Here is a 22,532-nt window from a genome sequence, read left to right on the forward strand (position 1 = left end):
ATACAAGTTTAGAGTCAAAGCTTTCACCTGGAATTATGAACTCAATATTCACCGTTATTTGCATTTTTTTCAAAATGACTATAGATATTCTCATCATCGATTGGTTGTATATTTTCAAAATAGTTCTGTTCAAACAATCTTCTGACAACAAATTCAATTTCCTCTTTGCTCACATCTTTTACTAAAACCAGATTAGGTTCAATGGAGTAGTATCCATATGTTTGTATTTCTAATTCGTAGTCCTGCTGAAGCCTTACCATATCATAGACTTTTATGTTAAATAACTTGTTCCCTACCTTAACGTAAACATCATTCCTATACCCTTTGCTCTTGCCCTCCCATTCTGAACGTTCAGTATCATTTAAGTACAGCACTTTGAGGTTTTCCATATTGTTCTCCTAATTATTATTGTTTAACTCGTACCGACTTATCTGATACTCTTTTCCTTTTATTTAAAACTTAATCCATCATCTATAATTTCTCCATTCAAATTAAGAAGAATATAATATTCAGCAAAATATCTTTCCATAAAAATTACGTTTAAAGTAGTATTCACATATTCAATTGGATTATCAAACCTGTAATTTATAACAAGGGAAATTTTCTCTTTCTCTAATATTATTTTTGAAATATTGAAAGTAGTAAAAGCTTCATAGAACTCATCGGGTTCATCAACTTTCCATAAGTTAACATACTAGAAGCCTTCTTTCAATTCCCTGTTCGTAGAAATCTAATTCAAAGGAATATATGCCCTCTCTTGTTTTCTTTATTAGTTCAGGCACTTGTTCCATAACAGTACATAGATCTATAGTGGCAACTGAGGGTAGGTATTCCCAGTTACCACTATAGATTATATTTATACAAATGTAACAATATTCACTTTGCATTTCCCATCAAAAAACTCCCCAACGAAAGGTATAAGCATTTTAGCTAAAATAAAATATGTCATTTTCGTGTAAAATTATTTAACCTACAATAATTTACTTCGCTCATTCAGTCATAATATAAAAAATCAATAATTTCACCTTTTCCTATTCTTTGTACTCCAATTTGTATAAAAAATTCACCACCAATATTTACAAGATGGGCGACTGCTTCCATAGCTTCTATTTCAATCGTGTTCATCTCAATTTCCACCTCATACCATTCACCTTCCGCTAATGTCTCTACAGCATTTAATGGTATAACTGAACCAGAAATAATAATATTATTCCCAAAATTAAATCCTGGTCTTATTATCGATTTAGTACTGATATCTTTACTTAACTTATCAAATAATATTTTCGCTTTGAGTAAAAGCATTTGTAACCTCCAAATTATAAAGCATGGATGATCTCCTTAATCATTTTATTGAAATCCCCTAACTTCTCCAGTGTTATTGTTACAGTACCACTTTTAAATATAAAAGGATCAACACTTGTAAAGTCTCCTAATTTTTTAAGAGCATTTTTAGATATTTTAACTTCAATAATTGCTGCATAATCTTTAAATTTATTAGCAAAAGCCAGGGTCTCCTCGAGAGTATAGCCAAATTGTTTTGCTTCAAAACCACTGCCACCTATTTCAAAGGTTCCAGTTTTAAAGATTTGATAGAATTCTTCAGGGCCGACCGCTCTAAATAAACTTATCGAGCTTTTAGAAAATCCAACTGCTCCTCCTCCAACAATGAGATCAGAAGCTGCAGTCACGTATCCAAACTTCTTATCATAACTGTCTTGTGAAGTCTCAAGGGCATTGAGCAATTGTCCTTTAGCCCATGAAGCTCTACCCGCAGAGTTTTCGTAAGGGCTTGTCTGAGTTAATAAGCCATATAAGTATTTAAAAGTGTTTCCTCCATCATCATAAACATTACCATATAGTTTCTGTAAATTATTTTTATACGATGAATTACCTTTCATTGAAGCATTAAGAAGCATTTCTATTTCGTAATACGACTCTGTTTTTCTATGACCTGTCGGATCACTATAGATCAACGGATTATTCTCCACATACGTATACAAATTCAAACTCAGCGGATTATCAATCTGCCCTTCAACCGTATCCTAGTTTATAAAGCGGAGCTTTGAATAAAGAAGGTGGCAACTGAGAAAGCACTCCCAGCTACCACCCATTCTATCATCCTGCCTGCTGTACTGGTGTATTCGGCATCACGTAGGCTGACTTTTTCTTCATCATGACGTAGATGATGTTTACCAGCTTCCTCATTAAGCACACAATTGCTTGTTGTTTCGTCTTCCCCTCTGCTATCTTTCGCTCATAATAAGCATGAAAATAGGCATTCTTGGGTTCTCTCTTGGTACGGGTGACACCAATCTGACGAATCGCAAGGCTCTTAATAATCTCATGCAATACCCGATTACCTTGCTTACTCTTACAATTTCGAAACTTATTACCTGAACCTACGATGACTGGTGCAATGCCAGCGAATCGGGCAAGTTTGTCGGAGGAAGAGAATCGGTGAATATCGCCAATCTCTGCCACAAGCTGCGCTGCTGTCACCACATGGATCCCTGTCATGGATTCAAGCTGAAAGCCAAGCTGCTGCATCAAATGCTCAATCTTACCCTCGATACTGACCAATTGTTCTTGAAAAAATCGAGCGGATTCCACTTGACTCACCACTACTGAATCTCTTGAATCCTGAAAATCCCGATACGTTTCTCCATCTGCGTCGATCAGACTAAGAATTTGATTTGCCTTCTTATGAGACAATCCATTGTTGCTGTGCTTTCGCAAGAAGGCAGCAAGGGCTTCCTCTGACATGTCCTTCAAGGTATACGGTGAAGGGTAGGTCTCCCAGAAGGCAAGCGCCGTTTTCCCCTCTACTTCAGAGAAGAACTTTTTGTAACTGGGATAGGAATAGCTGATCTGCTGGTGCATCTTTTTTACCGTTTCCGTTAAACTGTTAGCCAACCATTTCCGCTGCGTCACAAGCTGGCTTATCGCCCAGAACAGGTCAACGGGCTGAGCATCTGGCAGGCGCTCCAACTCGTCTCTGAGCACCTTGGCAACGCATTCCGCATCCCAGCTATCCGACTTCTGAACGGTCACATGGCTTTTTCGTCTGGCGTTAGCGAGCTTTGCGTTCACTTCCTTCACCCAGCAACGATTGTCCTTCAGATACACGGCAAGTCCTCTACCGTAACCTCCAACATCCTCCAGTCCATAGACAACGGACAAGCCCTTCTTGATGTACTTCTTTAATTCTTTAAGCAGCAAGGGAAAGGCAGACGGCTTGTTATCGAATTTTAGTTCCCCTAACTTCTTGCTCCAGCAGTCAATAATGACGGCTGTATGATGCTGTTTATGCAGGTCAACTCCTACATAGATTAGATTCTGTTGTTCAATCATTCTCTTTTGCTCCCTCTGTATTTGAATTGTTACTAATGGATTCGATTCGTTGCATTCAAGAATCTTTGCTGTCTTTATCGCTTGATCTGTATGTATCCAGCCCATTAGTAACCACTCAAACGAGTGGCGAAAACATCATGGATAAACAAGTTTGCATCCTCAGTTCGAGCGGTCTATGCCGCAAAGATACGTTAGCAATCTCTTGTTTACCTTAATGCTTAGAAAGCTGTACGTTTTAACATCCCAGCAACATGTGACTTCTCCAGACGTACATAAAGCAGGTCTAGCCGCAGTTCTTCTGTATACTCGTGAATCTTATCTATGATTTTCTCTGCTGTCGGCAAGTGAATCTCCGCAGCTTGTTCATGTGTAATTTGAAAAATGGCATTTTCATAAGCGGCAGTGGTTCGGAGACTTGTTAGAAGCTGATTTTCTTGCTCAACCAGCAAGTCATAATTGTCTTGTAATATCGTCACAAGCACATCCCCCCAGACTGTAGGATCGCTTGATGTTTGCCGTCTGCTTCGATCTGCCCATAACGATACGTTCCTTGGTAAAATGCTTTACGATCTAGGATTCGTTTCACCTGTACTTTGGTGAAACTCTTCCCTTGTTCTGTTGTAAATCCTTCTTCATTCAACTTCTCGGCTAAAGCCGACAATGACCATATAGGGTATTGCTCTTTCAATTGAAATAGCCGCTGAACTGTAGCTACCTTCTGTTCGTCAATGAACATTTGCTTTGATCCCCGTTTCCCTTTGTAACCAAAAGGAATACCCCCACCTGCAAACTTACCTTCCGAAGCCTTTTTGTTTCGTCCACGTCCCAGCTTCATAGCAATCTCTAACCGTTGATAAGCATCCAACAATTCCATCAAACCGTTAATTAGGAAGTCAGACGGGTCCTTCTTAAAAATGCTATATGTCGGTTGTTCAATACTCCGAATGTCGATACTGCGCTTTTTCAGTTCCCGATGGATAAGGACTTTGACAATATCGCTTCTCCATAACCTGCTTGTGTTCAGGACAACTACGTAGTCTACCTTCTGACTCGATACATAGGTCAGCATATCTTGGAAGCCCTCTCGTTCGACCTCTAAGGCTTCCTCGTCCACTTTCGCTCCACTGATACCCTCGTCTGTAAAGACATGAACCAGACACCATCCCTGCTGCTCACAGTACGACTGAATCTCGTCTTGCTGGTAGGACAAACTGTAGCCATCCTTCACCTGACCTTGTGTACTGACCCGTACATAGCCTATGACATTCATTAGGTTAACCTCCCCGCATAATCTTAGCGTTACATGAATTAGAATTGCTGTAACACCGCCACTATATACCTTTAAGAGTATATAGTGATTATAGTACCTTTAAGCGTATATATCAATGCTAGATTGGACACAATGTGATATAGTACGGTTAATAGTACGTTTTTACGTTGGAGGATTATTTTCCTATGAAACTAAAGATTCGCTTAAAAGAAATACTTGCTGAGAAAGGAATTTCTCAACGTCAACTCTCTATGCAAATGAACATTCGCTACGCAACGATCAATCATCTCTGTTCCGATTCAGTAGACAGAGTCTATATCCGAACGCTGGAAGCGATTTGTGAAGCCCTAGACATCTCCATCCATGAACTGATTGTTGAAGATTCTGAAGCTTAAGGTGCTCAAATGGAAGTCGGGTCGGGCGCTGGATGTGCTACGCCTTATTCCTCAACAAGAATCATGCTTTTTGATGTAAACCACCCCCGGGTGTTTTCCTATCGTAATGGTGAACATTTCCCGGAAGGGAGGGGTTGTAATCTCTTTATTTTCAAGTACAATAGAGACTATGTTATTTTTATTTCATCCAACATGTTGGACTTTTTATCGTTATCGGCAAAATAACGTGTCCATCGGTATGGATGTGTCTTCTAGCTATTTATAGCAAGACGATCTAGGCAGTCCCCTTGAGGGATTGCTATTTTTTTTGCCAAGTTTTTGCGATTAGCATACGTAGATGATGTATAAAGCTGCCTTAATACGGACTCTTCGAATATGCTTTGCAGTATTTGGAAACCAAGAACAGTTTCGATCTTCGATATGTTTTCTCTGTTCTCCATTAGCCAAGACAAATCCATATCGCTAACTTCCTCTGGATACTCAATCTGCGCAAGTGCCCTCTCCATCGTGTAGTCAAAGAATGGTTTTTGGAGTAATTCTACAGCCTTCCTCGTTGGCGAGAACCTTCTCAGATCATTGTCGCTAGGTCGGACTTCTAGTCGAAGGATACCTTTAGAACGTTCAATAATCTCGTTTGATTCTTCTTCCTTTCGAGTTTGCTTATACTTATCATAAAACATAATTCTGCTGCTCTTGTTCCGGTATTCAACGGTCTGTTCTTGGTTGTATGATATTGTATTCTTGTAAGCAAGCTGCTGCCTACTTAGCATCCGCACATATTCACTGACCTTCTTACCTACTTGAAAATTGCAACAGACATCACATCGGCTTATTATCCATTCAGAGTGTGGAATATACACATCAAAGAGCTGGAGCTGCCTCTCTTGCAACTGTTCAAAGAACAAGGGAATGTCTGCTTCTGTGAGCATCGTAACGTTGTCTCCATATAGAAACTTTGGCATGGATACTTGTACTGTGAGTGTTTGGCTACCCTCGATATACTTCATGTATGGCAACTTTTCACCTTTTAACGTATAGCTTGTGTTCAATGCACCTGTTTCTTCGCTATAGAATGTAGTTAAATTAGAGCTATGTTGATTCAATATAGCTGGATCAATAGGAATAGGTTTTGCTTTCAGTATGATAGTGTCAAACATATGAAACCTTCTTTCACTTCTAGTAGTCTAAAATATTGGATGTGATTGGAGATGTTATAAGAACGAGAACCCTCATCCAGGGTCGGGCTATTGTTCAACTTGTGTCTATCTTTTTCATCGTGCTCACCACCTCATTAAGGTTTAATTCCTGTTTCTTCAAACAACTTGTCAAGCTTCTCAAAGAACTGCTTCTGTTCGTATTTTGCATAATCGGGATGCACTCCCCATTCGTTATCCCGGTGAACGAGATAATATAAGACCAATTCCAATGCTTTCTTTTTATTACGATTTTGTTCTTGGATTACCGCAACTGCATCTTCTAAAAGGTTGAAATTTGCGCCTTCGTTGATTGGATCAGTATTCAGCAAGGAACTTACCTGTTCGATCAATCTTTCTCTTTTTTGTCCTGCTTGAACATACTCAAGAAGGTTAAAATTCTGCGAATAGTGCTGTGTTGTAGTGTACTCGTTTCCGTCATCATCAAAGTTGGTAATTTCAATTTCCTCATGTTCATCTATTTTGGTTAAGTAAACCATACATATTTCCGACTTTTCAGATGGAAGCAACTCCTTCAGTAACAAGGTTTGATCTTCGATCCCTAATAACTCAGACAATTGCTCCAGACGTGTTTAGGTATCTTCCGTCTTTCTTTAATCCAGTCCTGAAATGTTTGCTTGGAAACCCCGATGGCTTCTGCTACCGATTTGTACTCCATGTGAAGTATGTCTGCTATAAATTGTAATCCGATCATCTCAAACACCGCCATACTCAGAATGTCAAATGCTTTTTCTAAAAGAAAAACCACATGCAGTTATTACGCTCGCATGTGGCAGCTTGGTTTGATATTACTTTTACTTAATAAATCTCCTCATCCATTGAGGCATTAGCGTTTGGCTAGTGGGAGTGCCTAAATAATACTTATGGTATTCATCATATTGCAGTAAATCCATATTAATCTTATCTACAGCATCCGAAGGTGTTAGTTTTATACCTTTGCTTCGCTGTAAAATGTATCCCTTCTTACAGCTGTTACACTTTACAGCAAATTCATTAATTGAATATATTGCATAAACAGATAGTTCATGTTTGCAATTAGGACAATTCACTGCATAATGTTTGTAAATTAATTGCTTTATGTTCATTCTATCCTCCTATGCCAAACATTTTTTTTATCATTTCCGCCTGTTCTGGAGTTGGCTGAGCCCAATTCTTACCGGCAGCATATCCAGAGCCCTGAACAGACCACTTACCATCATGATAAGATAGACTGAAACCTAAATCTTTTTTGGTTAATCCCAACTGCTCATGACTCAAAAAAGCACCATAATTCTCTGGTTGAACAAATGCATCAACTTGACCCTTTTCTCTTAGAATACCAATTATCGGTCTGTTACTACTAACGGCACTGCTTGCCAGACCCTCCAATTTAGGAATAGCTTTAACAATATTCGCCTCGCCTTTAAACACAACCTTTATCCACTGTCCTGCTTTTTGAATAAGGCTGACCCCTGCTTTTTCAGCAGCCTTCCCAATTTGTAAAGCTTTCGCTTCAGCTGCTGATATTGGAATAAACTTAATCGCTAAATTCGCAGCATTTAAGAGATGTTCTGCACTCCAAGGTTGATCGTTTGAATTAATGTAATTTGTAAGCGCTCCTCCTGTATACCAATCAACAGCACTATAAACCCCTTCACCTGCTTTTACCCAAGTAGCTTTTGGGGCGGCACCATCCATTAATCCGCCTCCACCTCCTCCAAAATCATATGCTTTAGCTGCATGCCCCGATGGATCTGTATAAATCAAAGGATTATTGCTAACATACGTATAAAGATTCAAACTCAGAGGATTATCAATCTGCCCTTCATACGTATCCTAGTTTATAAAGCGACTATTCTAAAATAGAGGACGGCAACTGTTTCCAATCGCCGCCATCCAGATTATATCATCCAGCTTCTGGTATGGATACTTCTGGAATTACGTATGTCTTCTTGGTTTTCATCAAGTAGAAGATCACATTCACTAGCTTCCGCATAATGCACACAATGGCTTGCTGCTTGGTCTTACCTGCGGCTAACTTTTGCTCATAGTACCAGTGAAAGTAGGGGTTCCGGGGTACCTTCGTAGAACGTGGAACCAGAAGCTGACGGATCGCAAGAGATTTAATGATGTCGTGTAATACTCTATTCCCCTGCTTACTCTTGTAGTTTCTGACCTTGTTTCCTGAGCCAACGATTACCGGGGCGATTCCGGCAAATCGGGCCAGCTTATCGGGCGTAGCAAAGCGATAAATATCACCAATCTCTGCTACCAGTTCTGCCGCCGTGACAAGGTCAATGCCCGTCATGCTTTCCAGTTGGAAGCCTAACTGGTCCGTCAGCTTCCTGATCTCTCCTTCGCCCCGTCTCATTTCCCGTTTGTAAAAGCGGATGTTTCGCACAAGGCCTTTGACAATGAAATCCCGCTTATCTTGGAAATCACGAGTTGTGTCGCCATCATCTGCGATAAGAGACAGGATTTGCTCTGCTTTTTTGGTGGATAAACCATTATTACTCAGCTTTCGGAGATACAGGGCCAGTTCCTCCACCTTCACACCTGAAAGATGATTTGGGGAAGGGTATTTATGCCAGAAGGCTAAGGCGGTTTTCCCATCAATTTCTGAGAAGAACTTTTTGTAACTTGGATAGTGATAGCCTAGCTGCTGATGTAGCCGCTTGACCCCATCAGTCAAATTCTTGGACTGCCAATTGCGCTGGGTTACCAGTTGGCTAATGGCCCAGTACAGATCAATCGGCTTGGCATCCGGTAGATTATGCAGTTCATCCCGTACGACCTTCGCTACACATTCTGCATCCCAGGAGTCTGACTTTTGTATGGTTACGTGACTCTTTCGTCTATTGTTCGCCAGTTTCGCATTAACTTCCTTCACGAAGCAGCCCTTTTCTGTCAAGTAGACCGCTAGTGCTCTACCGTAACCGCCTACATCCTCTAACCCGTAAACCACAGACATTCCCCTCGGTGTATGTTTCTTTACTTCTTTTTCAAGTAGCGGAAAGGCCTTAGGCTTGTTATCGAACTTAATTTCTCCTAGCTTTCGATTCCAACAATCCAAAATGACGGCTGTGTGGTGCTGTTTATGCAGGTCAACGCCTACATACACTAACTGATCCGGCTTTATTATGATTGCCCACTCCTTGAAGTCAACCGGAGAAGTCAAGAGTAAAGAAACAGGTCTGCATCCTCAGTTCGAGCGGACGGGCCGCAAAGATACGTTAGCAAAATCCTGTTTCTCCCTCATGGCTTCACACGGCTCTTTATTTCATTGACTCATAAATTGGCTTCTGTTTTAGCCACTCCTTATATTGTCACATCAATGAGAAATGCTACTGTTCTCCATTTCCAGAATCGCTGGATGGACACCGACAACCTCCACGTTTCCGTAACGGTATATCCCGCCGTAAAACTCTTTGCGATCAAGGATTCGCTTGACCTGAACCTTCGTAAATAGTTTACCTTGCTGGGTAGTGAAGCCCTCGGCGTTCAACCGTCTCGCTAACTCTGCCAATGTCGAATCCGAATAACGCTCTCTCAGTGCAAACAGTCGCCTAATAGCTGACGCTTCCACTCGGTTAATCTCCATCACTTTCGTGCCTCGCTTGGCTGAATACCCAAAAGCTACGCGACCTCCGGCATATCCACCTTGCTGTGCTTTCTTATTCCTTCCACGCCCAAGCTTCAAGGCAATTTCCAATCGCTGATATTGGTCGAGCAGTTCCATAAGTCCATTCATCAGAAAGTCATTCGGGTCTTTACGATGAATACTGTATGTCGGCTGCTCAATACTCCTGATGTCTACACTGTATTTCCTAAACTCCCGGTGGACTAACACTTTGACAAGATCACTTCGCCACAGGCGATTTGTATTCAAGACCACTACATAATCCACACCACCTGAAGAGAGTGCATCCAGCATCATCCGAAAACCTTCTCGCTCTACTTCCATGGCCTCTTCATCCACCTTAGCGCCGCTTACTCCGGCATCCGTATAGATCGTGATTAAATTCCAACCCTGCTCCTTGCAGTACGCTTTGATTTCGTCCTGCTGGTACGATAGGCTGTATCCCTCTTTGACTTGCCCTTGCGTCGACACGCGAATATACCCAACTACGTTCATCTGCTTTCTCCCAATCGCAACGAAAATTTTAATTACCGTAACGGAAGCTTAGTTTAGCGCCTATTACTTGGTAATTAATTCCTTTTAATAAAAGCAAGTATAGTACGCTCCGCAGAAGAGTTCAAGCTTTCTTTCCTTCGTTATTAATTGGTATTAAGTTCCTATACAGGCTATCCGATTAGCCTTCGGAGAGCTTAATTCCATGCAGTTACTCTAATTTAAGCTCTACATTATGGCTACCTTAAACAGATTAGACTCAAGTGCGCCTGAGGGCCTAGAGGGGCTTTTTATACACGTTTCATTAAACTGTTAGGCTTCATGTTCACGCGATAATTTGATGTGTTTCTAACCGGATAAAATCCAAATAGTCCACAGGAAATTGTCTGGATTCTATCAGTCTCAGCTCAACTCCCATTTTCCGAAAATCCTCCATAAGCTCGTCATAGTTACCTTTAAATATTTCAGGCAGCTTTAGGTTCTTGCTATGAAGGAACAGCCGCTTGCCATAGGAGCGCTCATCCGCTTTAAATTCCTGAAGGTTCTTCAGGAGATACTTCTTAAGCTTATTTCTCCGATCTCCTGCAGATAATTCGTAAACTTGCTTAAAGTCAACATTTCCGTGGCCCCAGATATACCTAAAGGTACCATTCGCCAGTTCCTCCCTCGGAATTCGGGGAAGATTCGCCAGTATGTGGAAGTGGATCGTTCCTCTGCCTTGAAATGAGCGTACAGCAAGATATTTAAAGTCCCCATACCGCTCCCGCATCCGCTTCATCCAGTTTTCAAAATCCTTACTGGCTTCGGCCAGCGAAACGTGCTCTTTTCCATACGTTAGGGTGATGTACTTATGACCCGTGGCGAAGTTCAGATCAATCAGGTTTTCGAATCGTTCTCGTTCTGCCAATGACAATCGTCTAGGTTGTGGAGTGCTGTTATATCGTGAGGAGTTGCCCAGATCCAGCGACTCAGGTTTCAAGGGAAGGTTAGAATTAATCCCTTCCACTTGACACTTAGTCATCGTTCGGTAGGACTTCATGCGGCCAGGGTATATGGGTTTCCCATACATCTTTACTTTCAAGTAGTTACCAATCCATGTTGCCTGACAGTTATAAGCATTCATACTCTTCTTCCTCCTTAGGGTAAGGCCCCTTTGGGGTAGCCTTTGCCATAAATAAAGCAGGGGAAGAAGAGTGTACTCCGTGTGTATGCCATGGGTTGAAGATTGATTTTTGACAGATTAGTTACGGTTAATTACGGAGATGCTTTGGGGGCAGAGCGTTTGTAGGGAGGTTAAATGAATACAGTGGATTGTAATAGGGCAAATACAAGCGTTAGTGAAAGTACAGACGTTTTCCTTACTTACGAACGTAAACACCTCCTGCAGCGCCGTAGAGCGGTATAGTGTCCATCTAATCGCAAATGGGAGGAACGTTTGGTACTGTTACACCTCGCTGCGCTCGGAGACTCCGCTTCGCTTCGTCCAAAGTTCAGTTTTGGAAACTAAAATGACTACAGACGATTTAAACCAAGAGATTTACGATTTTAATGCTTATACAGTCGGAATTTCACGTTTACAAGGATTCGGCCATCTAGAGTGACTTCTGAGTGCGTAGCATACGTTCTATCGCTTAGGGACTGATTATTTTCTATACGGCTAATCTATTCTGTTTAATCCAAAGTCCCTCATACAGGTGTTTTTAAGGATGTCTGATCATTTTAACTCATCCGGAAGTATTCTGGAGGTAAGTGAGTCAATGAGGTGGAGTACTCCATAAACCGAGGGAAATCAGTATATATTTATTAAAATAAAATGCTACGTTTCGAACAGGGATGTACGTTTAAATCTTTGGTCAATTTAATTGCTTGAATTGATTTAGAATTTCCATGCACTTGCAGAATATTTTATAAGAAATATGTGGGTTGTAGTCTTGAGAAGCTTCCCGCAGGTTTATTCGGCACTAGTTTAATTAGAGAATGACCTTGAGGAAGAACACCCTCAAGGTCAAGATAACTCATACTTTCCAATCGTTTAATAGAGTATTATTCACCAGCCCTTCACAAATCACAGAACTAAATTCTAAAAATTTGATATATATTTCTTCAAATACTTTAGAAACTGCAGTCTTTTCCAAAAATACAGAACTTGGGTAAGGCACCCATTTAGTACGACTAACGCAAGTAACCTTAACAAGATTCGTATCCTCTTCAAATATTAACTGTCTTTCGATTCCCTGTTCGTAGAAATCTAATTCAAAAGAGAATATGCCAGCTCTTGTTTTCGTTAATATATCAGGAACTTGTTCTATAACAGTAGATAGATCTGTTCTGCAATCAACAGGCCAGTTATCTTGCCCAAAACCACCAACAATGAATGATACAGATTGTGAAATTTCAAACGCTTCACATATACACATTAGAATTCCCACTGAATCATCGAGTTCTAAATCAGGTATTAAGTATTCCGTTTCAGGTATACTTTCCAACGGCTTATATAATGTTAACTCCATCTTAAAAATATTGTATCGGCCCTTTCATAGTGGATTTCTTATTATGGAATCGGATAAGCAGTTTTTATACCAGTTGCAGATGGAACTAATATAGCCTTCGTTGCAGGTATTATAACACCCTCAGGAGTAATTACTTGTCCCATACCTGTAGGCAAATCAAATGTTGTAGCTTCTGTGATTGAACCTTTAGAAGTAATAAAGTCTGCTGCTTTTTGATTATCCAGCCATTGCCCTTGATTATTTTTTGTACTTCTGGCCCTATCTACTAAACTTCGTGTATTTTTAGCACCAGCTCCATGAGTTAAAAATGCATGTCCAAATTGCTTTGAGCTTTTCCAATTAGAACTTCCCCCGGATACCGCCCCTGCTCCCATAGCTCCAATCGTTAAGGCAATCGTAGTAGTCTTATCATCTTTCCCATAACTGAAATAGTTATCTAATTGAGAAATAGCCCATATAGCCGTATCATAATTTCCTAAACCCTCAGCCATTGCTAAGTTATACAGATATTCAAATTGATTTCGAGTCATTCCTCCCGAATCATCACCATAAAATCCGTATTTATATTCTTTCATTAATGATTTTAAAATCTTAGCTTGAGTAGCTGCATCCACTGAACGAGCTGAGATAACTTTCATAGTAGCATCAGTAGTTGATACATTGTACAGCGGATCTCCACCTGAGCCTCCGTTTGCAGCAGCCATACGCCCCGTAGGATCACTATAAATCAACGGATTATTATGCACGTACGTATACAAATTCTGACTCAGCGGATTTGTAATCTGCCCCTCATACGTATCCTCATTTAAAAACCGTCCCATGCTCGGATCATAATATCGCGCCCGCAGATAATACAGTCCAGTCTCCTCGTCATACACCTCTCCAGTATACTTGAAGGGATTAGAGGTTTTCTCGTCCTGGCTGGTGATGTTGCCCCACTCGTCATAGGTGTAATTATTGATAACCTTACCCGTGGCATCTACGATTTGCACCACATCGCCATGTCCATTGTACAGGTAATAATAATCTTTGACGGTGTTGTCACTGACGTTTTTGTCCTTCTTCACCAGTACCCGGTCACCGCGAACATAGTTCGCCCGCTCGACAAAGTCGCCGTTCATGAGTTTCTCTTCCGAGATGACTTGTCCCTGGAAGTCGTAGTTCACCTGGGTCTGGATATTCCCCTTGGTTTTCATGGAACGCATTCCATCAGCGTAGTATTTGAAGCTAATGTTGGTTCCGCCTTTGGTGACGCTTGTTAATGTATTCTGCAAGTCATAGGTGTAGCTGGTATCAGCAGAATCCAGGCTTACGGTGCTCGTATCAGACAAGGTTAGACGGTTGCCCCGTACATCATACGTATACGTGGTTTGACCGCCATCCGGACGGGTGGTCGAAATCAACCGGTTCAGCGCATCGTAGGCGTAATTCGTTGTTTGAGCAGCCGCTCCGTTGCGTGATTCGCTGACGGAGATCCGGTTCCCGTTGTTGTCATAGCCGTAGCTGTAACTTGACAGGCTTCCGCTTCCCTTAGTATTTCTCATCGATTCCGTCCAGCCGAGTGCTTTATTATACGTATAGGTCGTAATCAACTGGCTGCCATCCGTCAGTGTCGGATAGACAATCCGCTGAATCTGGTTATTCGCATAATAACTGTACTGGGCATTTACAGATGGATCGCTATTTAGGGTCGAGCTTCCATTCGTCTGAACTTTGTCCAGCCGTTCCTTCTGGTATTGGTAATTTGCAGAGAAGCCCATATAGTTGTCTGTAATCCGTTTCATTCGCCCTAAAACATCGAGTTCGTTACCCATCCAGGCGGTATGCGCACCCGACTCCGAATATACACTGCGTACTTGCCCCAGACTATTCTGGATTTGGGTATGTGAAGCGGTCAGTACCCCATTCATCGAGGTGAGGACCGTTTGTTTATCCAGACTGCCATCACCGAAAATCATTTTGGTTTCCTGGGTTTGTACTACATTATTAATGTTCCCACGAATTGTGCTGGTTTTCAACTGACCACTCTCATCGTATACATATTCGAAAGCATTGCCGTTACGGTCCGTTTTCGCGGCTAATTGGCCCAGATTATTATACGTGTAGCTCTCACTTTGAGAGGAGCCATCCTGTTTCACGATAGGCAAGCCCAATTCGTTATAGTTCTTTGTATTTAATGTTTGCGGAGTACCGCCTTTGGCTTGAATCGTAACCTTGGTTACTTGACTGTTCCCGTCATAGCTGTAGCTCGTCGTCTGGTTCAAGGCATCTTTCAGGTTGGTTAACCGGCCTAAGGCATCATAGGTAAAGGAGGTTGTTACCCCGTCTTCATTCAGATTATGATTTGGGTCAGTATACCCCGTGACCTTTCCCATCAGGTTGTAACGATACGTTTCAGTAATTTTCTGTTGCTGGTTGGGCCAATCTTTGTAGGTCGAAGCTGATATCTGATTTCCCCATGCATCAAAACTTATTTCGGCATAGTTGAACTTTTCGGTTGTCGTGATGTCTTGAATATAACTAGTACTCCTTCTTGCCTTTGGTGAATAATCGCTTACGACCTGATTCCCATCAGCGTTCGACACTTTATTCTGTCTGCCCCATCCGTCATAACGCATCGACAGCGTATTCCCCGCAGCATCTTTCACATAGACAGGACGCATCCACTCATCGTAGTGATATTGGGTTTGCGTAAATCTTTCTGCGCTGGGATCATAGCGTTCATCTAAGAGCGTCTGTCCCAGACCATTATAGAATTGAATACGGTGGTCCGTTAGTGTACTTCCATCCACGACCTTCTTAAGCGTATGGAAGGTATCGACTACAAAACTGTTTATATCTGCATTAACCTCGTCAAAATGAGTGGAGGCTTGATTATATTTATACGTATATTCATCTTTCTCCGAGAAGAGCTCGCCGGATGCATTCCTGAAATTCGGCTTATTCACAGTGACTACTCGCCCAAGCTCGTCATAGAAGTATTCCGTTGTCTGATTGGCACTGTTCGTCTCGCTTTTGAGCAGACCGCTATCTTTATAATAACTCATTTGGGATTGTATGATTTGTTCATTGGGTTGCCCTATGTTGAACCATTGCTTCGTTTCTGTAGGATAGGCATATTTATAATTAGCTTCTCCATACACTGTCATTACTTTCGAGACCAATCGCCCTTCGGACCATCGTTCTGCCGTAACGGTAAAAGCGCTGTTATCTTTAGCATAAAAGTACTTTGTGATTTCCCCCTTTGCATTTACACTTTGTTCGATTCTTCCTTCCGAAGTATAGGTTGTGGTCTCGGATAAGGGGGCTGTGTCGCTTTCATTGGCGTACCCATTCGTTGAACTGACAAAATGAAAGACTGGATCATACTGATAACTGCGAGTGTATTTGAGCTTGATACTATTATCGTTACGCTTCTCAGGCGGTAAAGGCAAGGTATGGGTCAATACATAACCCATGGCATCATAGGTCAAGTCGGTATACAGAACATTCGGATTGCTATCTCCCTCTCCTTCATAGGTCCGCTCTTCAATTACGGCTGGCTTGAACTTGTACGTATCCGAAAAGTTGGCATATGATGTCAATACCCGTTGTCCTGCTTGACTCCCGGCCACAATTTTGCTCTCTTCGCTGATTCGCTGTTTCAGATGGTTGAATGTTGTCGTCGTAATTTTTTGGACATTGCCCTGAGTATCTAACGATGAGACAGCTGTTGAAAACTGGTATCCTGCCGGCACATTTTCAGGATCACTACCCGTTCCATAGGCACTGTAGTCTCCGCTATAATGAATGGATTGTCGATTCACTTCATAAGGAGATTGTGAATTCCGGAGAATCCGATCACTTCGGCCGCTGACTCTGGATTTTTGAATCACCCCATCTACAGATAAATTGTGAAGTCCGTATTCGTAATTGTAGACGGTCTCCGAAGATTGATTGTATTGAACCCTCTTCAACATATACTCACTAATTGCAAGAGACTGTCTGTTCGGAATAGTCTTACTCATGTAATCAAATTCTTGCGCATACTCGTAATACTCAAATTGTATGCTTTCATTTGCGGTCTGCTCAATACGCCGGAGTCCTCTAGCGCCACTGTAACCCAACCCTTGCTCGAAATACTTTACTTCCTTGACGGCTGCCTGATTATCATCCAGCACTTTTACAATAATGTTAGGTGTATTAGCATCAATCTTTGCTTGATACTCAAACTGTATTCTTCTTCCTATAGTATCTTTAATATAGGAAATGTTCCCTTCAGAATTATAGTTATAGCTGATGGTATTGCCAAACCGGTCGTATAATATCGTCAGATCAGAAGTGAAATATTGTTTGGAATTATCTGGAAAATGAATAGTCGTACTACCATTCATCCCGTATTCGATTTTGACGCCACCGGTAGGATAGTCTTTTAAAGTATAATAGGGCGTAGAGCCGTCTTGGGGACTGACATACATGATCTCATATTGACTACCCTGCCCGTCACTATAGTAACCGGAATTCTTGATTGCGGGGACGTTGAACGTCCAGCCGAGCCCAAGATAGTTATGGAATTGGGTATTATCCCAAGCTCCGATATTGACTCTTCTCCCTTCATCATAGTCATACGTTATTGCGGGGTAAAACTGACTCATAGCATTAGATTGAAAAATAACACCTAGATTAAGATCCATCCCATCCTTTCCGGGAATGCTGATCTGTGTATTTCTCCAGGTCAGCATTCCGGTAATGGGATCAATGCTTTCCGTAGAATAATTCTGGTTGGAGAATTGTTGATTAAACGTTTGATATTTATCCTTAAGTCCCAGCTGACTCAAAGCATCATTGATTGATCTACTAAGTGCACTCAAAACCTTAGATTCGATACGGAACTGCTCGGATGAGATCAGCGGATTTTCTTCGTAAACCACAGTTTTTACTGTTTGCTTTTCAACTCTGATCCGGCCCTCACGCTGCACATACACGTCTGCGGTGACATTACCGGGAACGAGAGCTTGACGATTCTTCTCTAACTTTTGTTCCAGTTCAATCCAGGATTCTTGCACGCTTTGTTTTTGTTTCCAGAGTTCCCCCGGATCTTGAGCATACATTTGATATAACAACGCGATAATATAGATATCCTGAGCGGAGGCTCCTTCATCTACTAAGGGTTGAATAAACTTCGGATCGAATTGCACCTCCTGATCACCATAGTGCTCGAGATACTTTTGAAATATTGCCCTCAGTTCGGGGTCGTTCAGAATATCATAACCCTCGGACGCCTTAATTTCCGTCGCTTGCATGCTTCTTTGAGAAGCAATCGACGCTTGGGGCTCAATTGCGTTAGAAGGCTCCAAGCTATCCGGCGCAGAAGTTACACTTGGACTCAACATGGGCATTGTGGTAGGTTCAGGTTTCAGTGCTCCTAGGCTTGAGACAGGCAGCGCTGAAGGGGAGGGAGCAGGACTGCTTTTGACTAATTCTGCTGTGCTTCTGGATGCAGTTGTCATAGCAGGGTTAGCTGACGCCTTGCCCATAAGGTTAGGAAATCCGCTAAATAGTATAGCCAAGGATAGGACATAAATGAATAATGATTTTACTTTTTGATTAGACTTCACTCTAATACTCTCCTGTCTTATGTTGATTAATTTCACAAAAATAGGATCATAATACTTCTTTCTTAATCAGCGATCCATTTTTATCATATTTTAATGCGAGAATCTTACCATTAGTCAGCAGCACATATTGAAGCCTGCCGTTAGTATCATAGAAGTAGCGTATTTGATTTTGACTCGGTATATCTAATTTCCATGCCGCTGGATTTACAACTTTTTTCAAAGAAACTTGATCAACATCCAAATAAGCTTTCTCTTCTCCCCCTACAGCAAAACGTATTCGTATGTAACTGGTCTGATAGTTAGGAGTAAATAAAACTGAATGATAATGCCATTTCCATCCACCGTTATTCATACTTCTTCCATACTCTGTAACAACACGATCATTGCTATCTACTTCTATAATGGTTATTTCCGCCCAACCTTCTGGTAAGGTATATCTCATAAAAGCACTCATGTCATATGAAGATCCAGAACTAACAGGAATTGGGTCCGATAGTGAATAAACAAAGGATTGCGGATCTCCTGTTCCATTGTACATTCTTAAATGATAGGTTCCTTCAATAGGATCATAACCTGGTTTGGAGACACTCGAATTATTGCTCGTTCCATTTCTCCATGCTGTTTCCCAGAAATCAGGTAGATTATTATGATTAAAATCATTTTCAAAACTCTCATTCATTTCAATAGAATCAATATTGACCTTATCGATATCTAAATAGGCATTTTCCTCTCCCCCTACTTCAAAGCGGATTTGTATATATTCTGTATTGGCTTGGGGGGCTAGATATAAGAAATTATCGTGCCATTGCCATGCGCCGTTAGAGAAAGAACGATTGGATTCATATACAATATTCCTATTTCGGTCAGTTTCAATGATCGTTATGCTTGCTCTTCCAACAGGCAGTGTATATCTCATAAAAGCATTAATTTTGTACAAATGGTCTTTTTCGATAGTAACCGGATTCGACAAAGCGTACATATATGAATTTTTATCTCCCCTACCATTGAACAGTCTAAAATGATACTTCCCTTCAGCTGGCTCGAAACTTTCTAATGAAGCACTTGAGAGAGCACTGGTTCCGTTTCTCCAAACGGTTTCCCAAAAATCAGGAAGGTTATTGTTGTTTTGATCCTGCTCAAATCCTCCATTGATATTCTCATTAATGGGATAAGCATAAGCATGACTTGCACCTAAAGTTAATAAAAAAACAAATATCAAGAAAATTCTTCTCAAATAAAACACACCCTGTCTTGAACTATGTATTAGATATTCTAAGTTCTTAGCTATCTAATCATTTTCCACTTTTGCGAACTTGTTCCGTTATTCTCATATATCTGTAGGCGGGTACCATTTTCGTTATTTCCATTTGTTATATCCAGCAATTTATTACTGTTCACATTGATGAAACTAATCGATCCATCTGAATTCTCTTTAAATTTCCACTGTTGAGCTGTTGTACCGTTATCCGTCCAAATTTGAATAGCAGAACCATTAGTTGTACCTCCACCATCCACATCCAGTGCCTTGCCGCTATTCACATTAATTAACTTATAGTTATTGCCCCCAGTATCATAGACTCTCCATCTTTGGGATGCGGTGTCATTGTGGGTCCATATCTGTATAGGAGTACCGTCAGTAGTATTTCCCCCTGTCACATCCAAGGCTTTTCCATTACCAGCATTCAGTATTTTGTATTCTGCTCCATTGCTAATCGCTTTAATGAGTCTCCACTTCTGTGCGGATGTTCCGTTAGAGGCCCATATCTGTACAGGGGTTCCATTCGCTGTATCACCATTTACAACGTCGAGAGCTTTATTACTATGTATATTTATTAGTTCATAAGACCCGTCCTCTTGTTCGATTACGCGCCATATCTGAGCTTCGGTTCCATTATCGTTCCATATCCGAACCCTCGTTCCGTTGGAGGTTCCTCCATCTGCTACATCAAGTGCCTTCCCACTATTAACATTAATCAGCTTAAAAAGGTTGTTTTCTGTTGTACAGAGCAACCACCGCTGTGCATCTGTTCCGTTATCTGTTTCTATTTGAACTTTGGTTCCGTTCACACTATTTCCTGCGTATACATCAAGTGCCTTATTACTATTCACATTCAATAGTTTATATTCTGATGGTTTGCAGTTTAAGTTTTTCTTTCCAATTAAGTTACCGTTGTTATCATACTGAAAATTCATATACTTCTCTTCAGATATTCGTATTAGACTTAACCCACCTGTTCTTGAATAAGTGTATTTCATTGCTGTGGCAGTCTGCGAGTTAATAAATAAAGCAAATGCTAATAAAATTAATACATATCTTTTTATAAGTCATACCCCCGTTTATTGGATACTCCATTGTCATCACAGCGTATGAAACAGGAGGACTTCCAGAACTGAAGCATTCCCCTGGAGCGCCGTCCAATTGACCAAGAAAAACTGAACAGTTCATTACAAAGTCGATTCCACATAGCAAGATAGTAAGGATGCTACTGTTACGGCCTTTTAGTAACTTTAATATCATCAATAGAAATAGCTCCACCGTTACGCATCCCGAAGTTCAAAAAATAATCACTGTTCGCTCCAGTCACAAACTCTACCTTTTTACTTCCCTTCGTTCCGATGGCCTCATTCCAAGTCAGCCAACCCACATCATCCTTTCCATTACCGGTTAAGCTTCTTACAAAGAAGTCGAAATACCCTCCATTTGCTGGCTTATCTATTACTTTATAGTTGAACGTCACGCTATATGGCGTATTCGGTTCGAGTTTGAACTTATAGAAATTTGAAATCATAAATACTGTCCATTCCACATTCTTTTCCCCGACTCCATATGCTGAATATGCTCCACTTACAACCTTGTTTGGCTCTTGGGTCATCGATAGCGTACCTATTAGAGGCATATACTCGGTTGCTGTAACATCCCCTTTTTCAAATGATTCCGCTTCCTTCGTAACTTTAATATCATCAATAGAAATAGCTCCACCGTTACGCATCCCGAAATTCAGAAAATAATCACTGTTCGCTCCAGTTACAAATTCCACCTTTTTACTTCCCCTCGTTCCGATGGCCTCATTCCAAGTCAGCCAACCCACATCATCCTTTCCATTACCGGTTAAGCTTCTTACAAAGAAGTCGAAATACCCTCCATTTGCTGGCTTATCTATTACTTTATAGTTGAACGTCACGCTATATGGCGTATTCGGTTCGAGTTTGAACTTATAGAAATTTGAAATCATAAATACTGTCCATTCCACATTCTTTTCCCCGACTCCATATGCTGAATATGCTCCACTTACAACCTTGTTTGGCTCTTGGGTCATCGATAGCGTACCTATTAGAGGCATATACTCGGTTGCTGTAACATCCCCTTTTTCAAATGATTCCGCTTCCTTCGTAACTTTAATATCATCAATAGAAATAGCTCCACCGTTACGCATCCCGAAGTTCAAAAAATAATCACTGTTCGCTCCAGTCACAAACTCTACCTTTTTACTTCCCTTCGTTCCGATGGCCTCATTCCAAGTCAGCCAACCCACATCATCCTTTCCATTACCGGTTAAGCTTCTTACAAAGAAGTCGAAATACCCTCCACTTGCTGGTTTATCTATTACTTTATAGTTGAACGTCACGCTATATGGCGTATTCGGTTCGAGTTTGAACTTATAGAAATTTGAAATCATAAATACTGTCCATTCCACATTCTTTTCCCCGACTCCATATGCTGAATATGCTCCACTTACAACCTTGTTTGGCTCTTGGGTCATCGATAGCGTACCTATTAAAGGCATGAAGCTGGTTGCCGAGATGTTACCTTTTTCAAACCCTTCAAACTCCCTATGTATTTTATGTATCAAGTTTCCGTTCCGATCATAGTAGAAATCTAAATATGAATTGTCTTCTGAATAAATAAAGTCCAATCGATTCTGATTATAAAAGTATTGAAGTTCTTGATTCTTACCATTATCAGCAAAAATCAAATTACCATTTGATAAATAGCCAACAAGAAAAAATAAAAATACAACAATTCCCCCAAGTGAACTCTTCCTATTTCTCATTCTTTTCCCCATTCTCTGAATTAAATTTTCTT

The 22,532-nt window shown here is 41.0% G+C and carries 18 protein-coding genes; 1 reads left to right on the forward strand and 17 read right to left on the reverse strand.

Annotated elements, in window-relative coordinates:
- Positions 1–41: 41 nt before the first annotated feature.
- From NST04_RS23425 to NST04_RS23450, 6 genes are all read right to left on the reverse strand, one after another.
- Entirely contained in the window at positions 42–389 is a 348-nt protein-coding gene (locus NST04_RS23425) for a hypothetical protein (protein WP_341186360.1), read from the reverse strand.
- Between the two features lie 604 nt (positions 390–993).
- Positions 994–1,302: a hypothetical protein gene (locus NST04_RS23430; RefSeq protein WP_341186361.1), complete on the reverse strand. Its 309-nt coding sequence runs from the start codon at positions 1,300–1,302 to the stop codon at positions 994–996.
- A 14-nt stretch (positions 1,303–1,316) separates the two neighbouring features.
- Entirely contained in the window at positions 1,317–1,973 is a 657-nt protein-coding gene (locus NST04_RS23435; RefSeq protein WP_341186362.1) for a hypothetical protein, read from the reverse strand.
- A 142-nt stretch (positions 1,974–2,115) separates the two neighbouring features.
- Positions 2,116–3,351 carry an IS110 family transposase gene (locus tag NST04_RS23440; RefSeq protein ID WP_341186363.1) on the reverse strand — a complete coding sequence of 412 codons (1,236 nt, stop codon included), beginning with the start codon at positions 3,349–3,351 and terminating at the stop codon, positions 2,116–2,118.
- 218 nt (positions 3,352–3,569) lie between these two features.
- Complete coding sequence (locus NST04_RS23445; protein WP_341186364.1) at positions 3,570–3,827, reverse strand: hypothetical protein; 258 nt, start codon at positions 3,825–3,827, stop codon at positions 3,570–3,572.
- The gene (locus tag NST04_RS23450) at positions 3,824–4,621 is read right to left on the reverse strand and encodes a recombinase family protein (protein WP_341186365.1); all 798 of its coding nucleotides are present in this window, start codon (positions 4,619–4,621) and stop codon (positions 3,824–3,826) included. The genes NST04_RS23445 and NST04_RS23450 overlap by 4 nt, the downstream gene beginning before the upstream one ends.
- Before the next feature lie 185 nt (positions 4,622–4,806).
- On the opposite strand from NST04_RS23450, the gene NST04_RS23455 reads away from it, so the two are divergent.
- Complete coding sequence (locus NST04_RS23455; RefSeq protein ID WP_025694734.1) at positions 4,807–5,016, forward strand: helix-turn-helix domain-containing protein; 210 nt, start codon at positions 4,807–4,809, stop codon at positions 5,014–5,016.
- Between the two features lie 251 nt (positions 5,017–5,267).
- Here NST04_RS23455 and NST04_RS23460 read toward each other — a convergent pair whose 3' ends face one another.
- From NST04_RS23460 to NST04_RS23510, 11 genes are all read right to left on the reverse strand, one after another.
- Positions 5,268–6,173, reverse strand: coding sequence for a hypothetical protein (locus NST04_RS23460; RefSeq protein ID WP_341186366.1), 906 nt, complete (start codon positions 6,171–6,173; stop codon positions 5,268–5,270).
- A gap of 134 nt (positions 6,174–6,307) precedes the next feature.
- The gene (locus tag NST04_RS23465; protein ID WP_341186367.1) at positions 6,308–6,787 is read right to left on the reverse strand and encodes a hypothetical protein; all 480 of its coding nucleotides are present in this window, start codon (positions 6,785–6,787) and stop codon (positions 6,308–6,310) included.
- A gap of 529 nt (positions 6,788–7,316) precedes the next feature.
- On the reverse strand, positions 7,317–8,009 hold the full coding sequence (locus NST04_RS23470; RefSeq protein ID WP_341186368.1) for a hypothetical protein: 693 nt from the start codon (positions 8,007–8,009) through the stop codon (positions 7,317–7,319).
- Between the two features lie 106 nt (positions 8,010–8,115).
- Positions 8,116–9,354 (reverse strand): IS110 family transposase, encoded by a 1,239-nt coding sequence (locus NST04_RS23475; protein WP_445667951.1) that lies wholly within the window; start codon positions 9,352–9,354, stop codon positions 8,116–8,118.
- A gap of 186 nt (positions 9,355–9,540) precedes the next feature.
- Positions 9,541–10,344, reverse strand: coding sequence for a recombinase family protein (locus NST04_RS23480; RefSeq protein WP_341186369.1), 804 nt, complete (start codon positions 10,342–10,344; stop codon positions 9,541–9,543).
- A 322-nt stretch (positions 10,345–10,666) separates the two neighbouring features.
- The gene (locus NST04_RS23485) at positions 10,667–11,464 is read right to left on the reverse strand and encodes a rolling circle replication-associated protein (RefSeq protein ID WP_341186370.1); all 798 of its coding nucleotides are present in this window, start codon (positions 11,462–11,464) and stop codon (positions 10,667–10,669) included.
- An 892-nt stretch (positions 11,465–12,356) separates the two neighbouring features.
- Positions 12,357–12,851, reverse strand: a complete 495-nt coding sequence (locus tag NST04_RS23490; RefSeq protein ID WP_341186371.1) for a hypothetical protein — start codon at positions 12,849–12,851, stop codon at positions 12,357–12,359.
- 41 nt (positions 12,852–12,892) lie between these two features.
- Positions 12,893–18,448: an RHS repeat domain-containing protein gene (locus tag NST04_RS23495; RefSeq protein ID WP_341186372.1), complete on the reverse strand. Its 5,556-nt coding sequence runs from the start codon at positions 18,446–18,448 to the stop codon at positions 12,893–12,895.
- Positions 18,449–18,494: 46 nt separating this feature from the next.
- A complete protein-coding gene (locus NST04_RS23500) occupies positions 18,495–19,682 on the reverse strand; it encodes a hypothetical protein (protein WP_341186373.1) in 1,188 nt (395 codons plus the stop codon).
- Between the two features lie 50 nt (positions 19,683–19,732).
- The gene (locus NST04_RS23505) at positions 19,733–20,641 is read right to left on the reverse strand and encodes an RICIN domain-containing protein (RefSeq protein ID WP_341186374.1); all 909 of its coding nucleotides are present in this window, start codon (positions 20,639–20,641) and stop codon (positions 19,733–19,735) included.
- A 296-nt stretch (positions 20,642–20,937) separates the two neighbouring features.
- Positions 20,938–22,512, reverse strand: coding sequence for a hypothetical protein (locus NST04_RS23510; RefSeq protein WP_341186375.1), 1,575 nt, complete (start codon positions 22,510–22,512; stop codon positions 20,938–20,940).
- Positions 22,513–22,532 lie beyond the last annotated feature (20 nt).

The sequence above is a fragment of the Paenibacillus sp. FSL H7-0756 genome (assembly GCF_038006765.1).
In the GTDB taxonomy this organism is placed as follows: Bacteria; Bacillota; Bacilli; order Paenibacillales; family Paenibacillaceae; genus Paenibacillus_AQ.

Excerpts from the sequence above, each read along its gene's own strand:
- NST04_RS23425 (WP_341186360.1), bottom strand. The coding sequence starts at position 389 with ATGGAAAACCTCAAAGTGCTGTACTTAAATGATACTGAACGTTCAGAA.
- NST04_RS23430 (WP_341186361.1), bottom strand. The coding sequence starts at position 1,302 with ATGCTTTTACTCAAAGCGAAAATATTATTTGATAAGTTAAGTAAAGAT.
- NST04_RS23440 (WP_341186363.1), bottom strand. The coding sequence starts at position 3,351 with ATGATTGAACAACAGAATCTAATCTATGTAGGAGTTGACCTGCATAAA.
- NST04_RS23450 (WP_341186365.1), bottom strand. The coding sequence starts at position 4,621 with ATGAATGTCATAGGCTATGTACGGGTCAGTACACAAGGTCAGGTGAAG.
- NST04_RS23455 (WP_025694734.1), top strand. The coding sequence starts at position 4,807 with ATGAAACTAAAGATTCGCTTAAAAGAAATACTTGCTGAGAAAGGAATT.
- NST04_RS23460 (WP_341186366.1), bottom strand. The coding sequence starts at position 6,173 with ATGTTTGACACTATCATACTGAAAGCAAAACCTATTCCTATTGATCCA.
- NST04_RS23480 (WP_341186369.1), bottom strand. The coding sequence starts at position 10,344 with ATGAACGTAGTTGGGTATATTCGCGTGTCGACGCAAGGGCAAGTCAAA.
- NST04_RS23485 (WP_341186370.1), bottom strand. The coding sequence starts at position 11,464 with ATGAATGCTTATAACTGTCAGGCAACATGGATTGGTAACTACTTGAAA.
- NST04_RS23490 (WP_341186371.1), bottom strand. The coding sequence starts at position 12,851 with ATGGAGTTAACATTATATAAGCCGTTGGAAAGTATACCTGAAACGGAA.
- NST04_RS23505 (WP_341186374.1), bottom strand. The coding sequence starts at position 20,641 with ATGAATTTTCAGTATGATAACAACGGTAACTTAATTGGAAAGAAAAAC.
- NST04_RS23510 (WP_341186375.1), bottom strand. The coding sequence starts at position 22,512 with ATGGGGAAAAGAATGAGAAATAGGAAGAGTTCACTTGGGGGAATTGTT.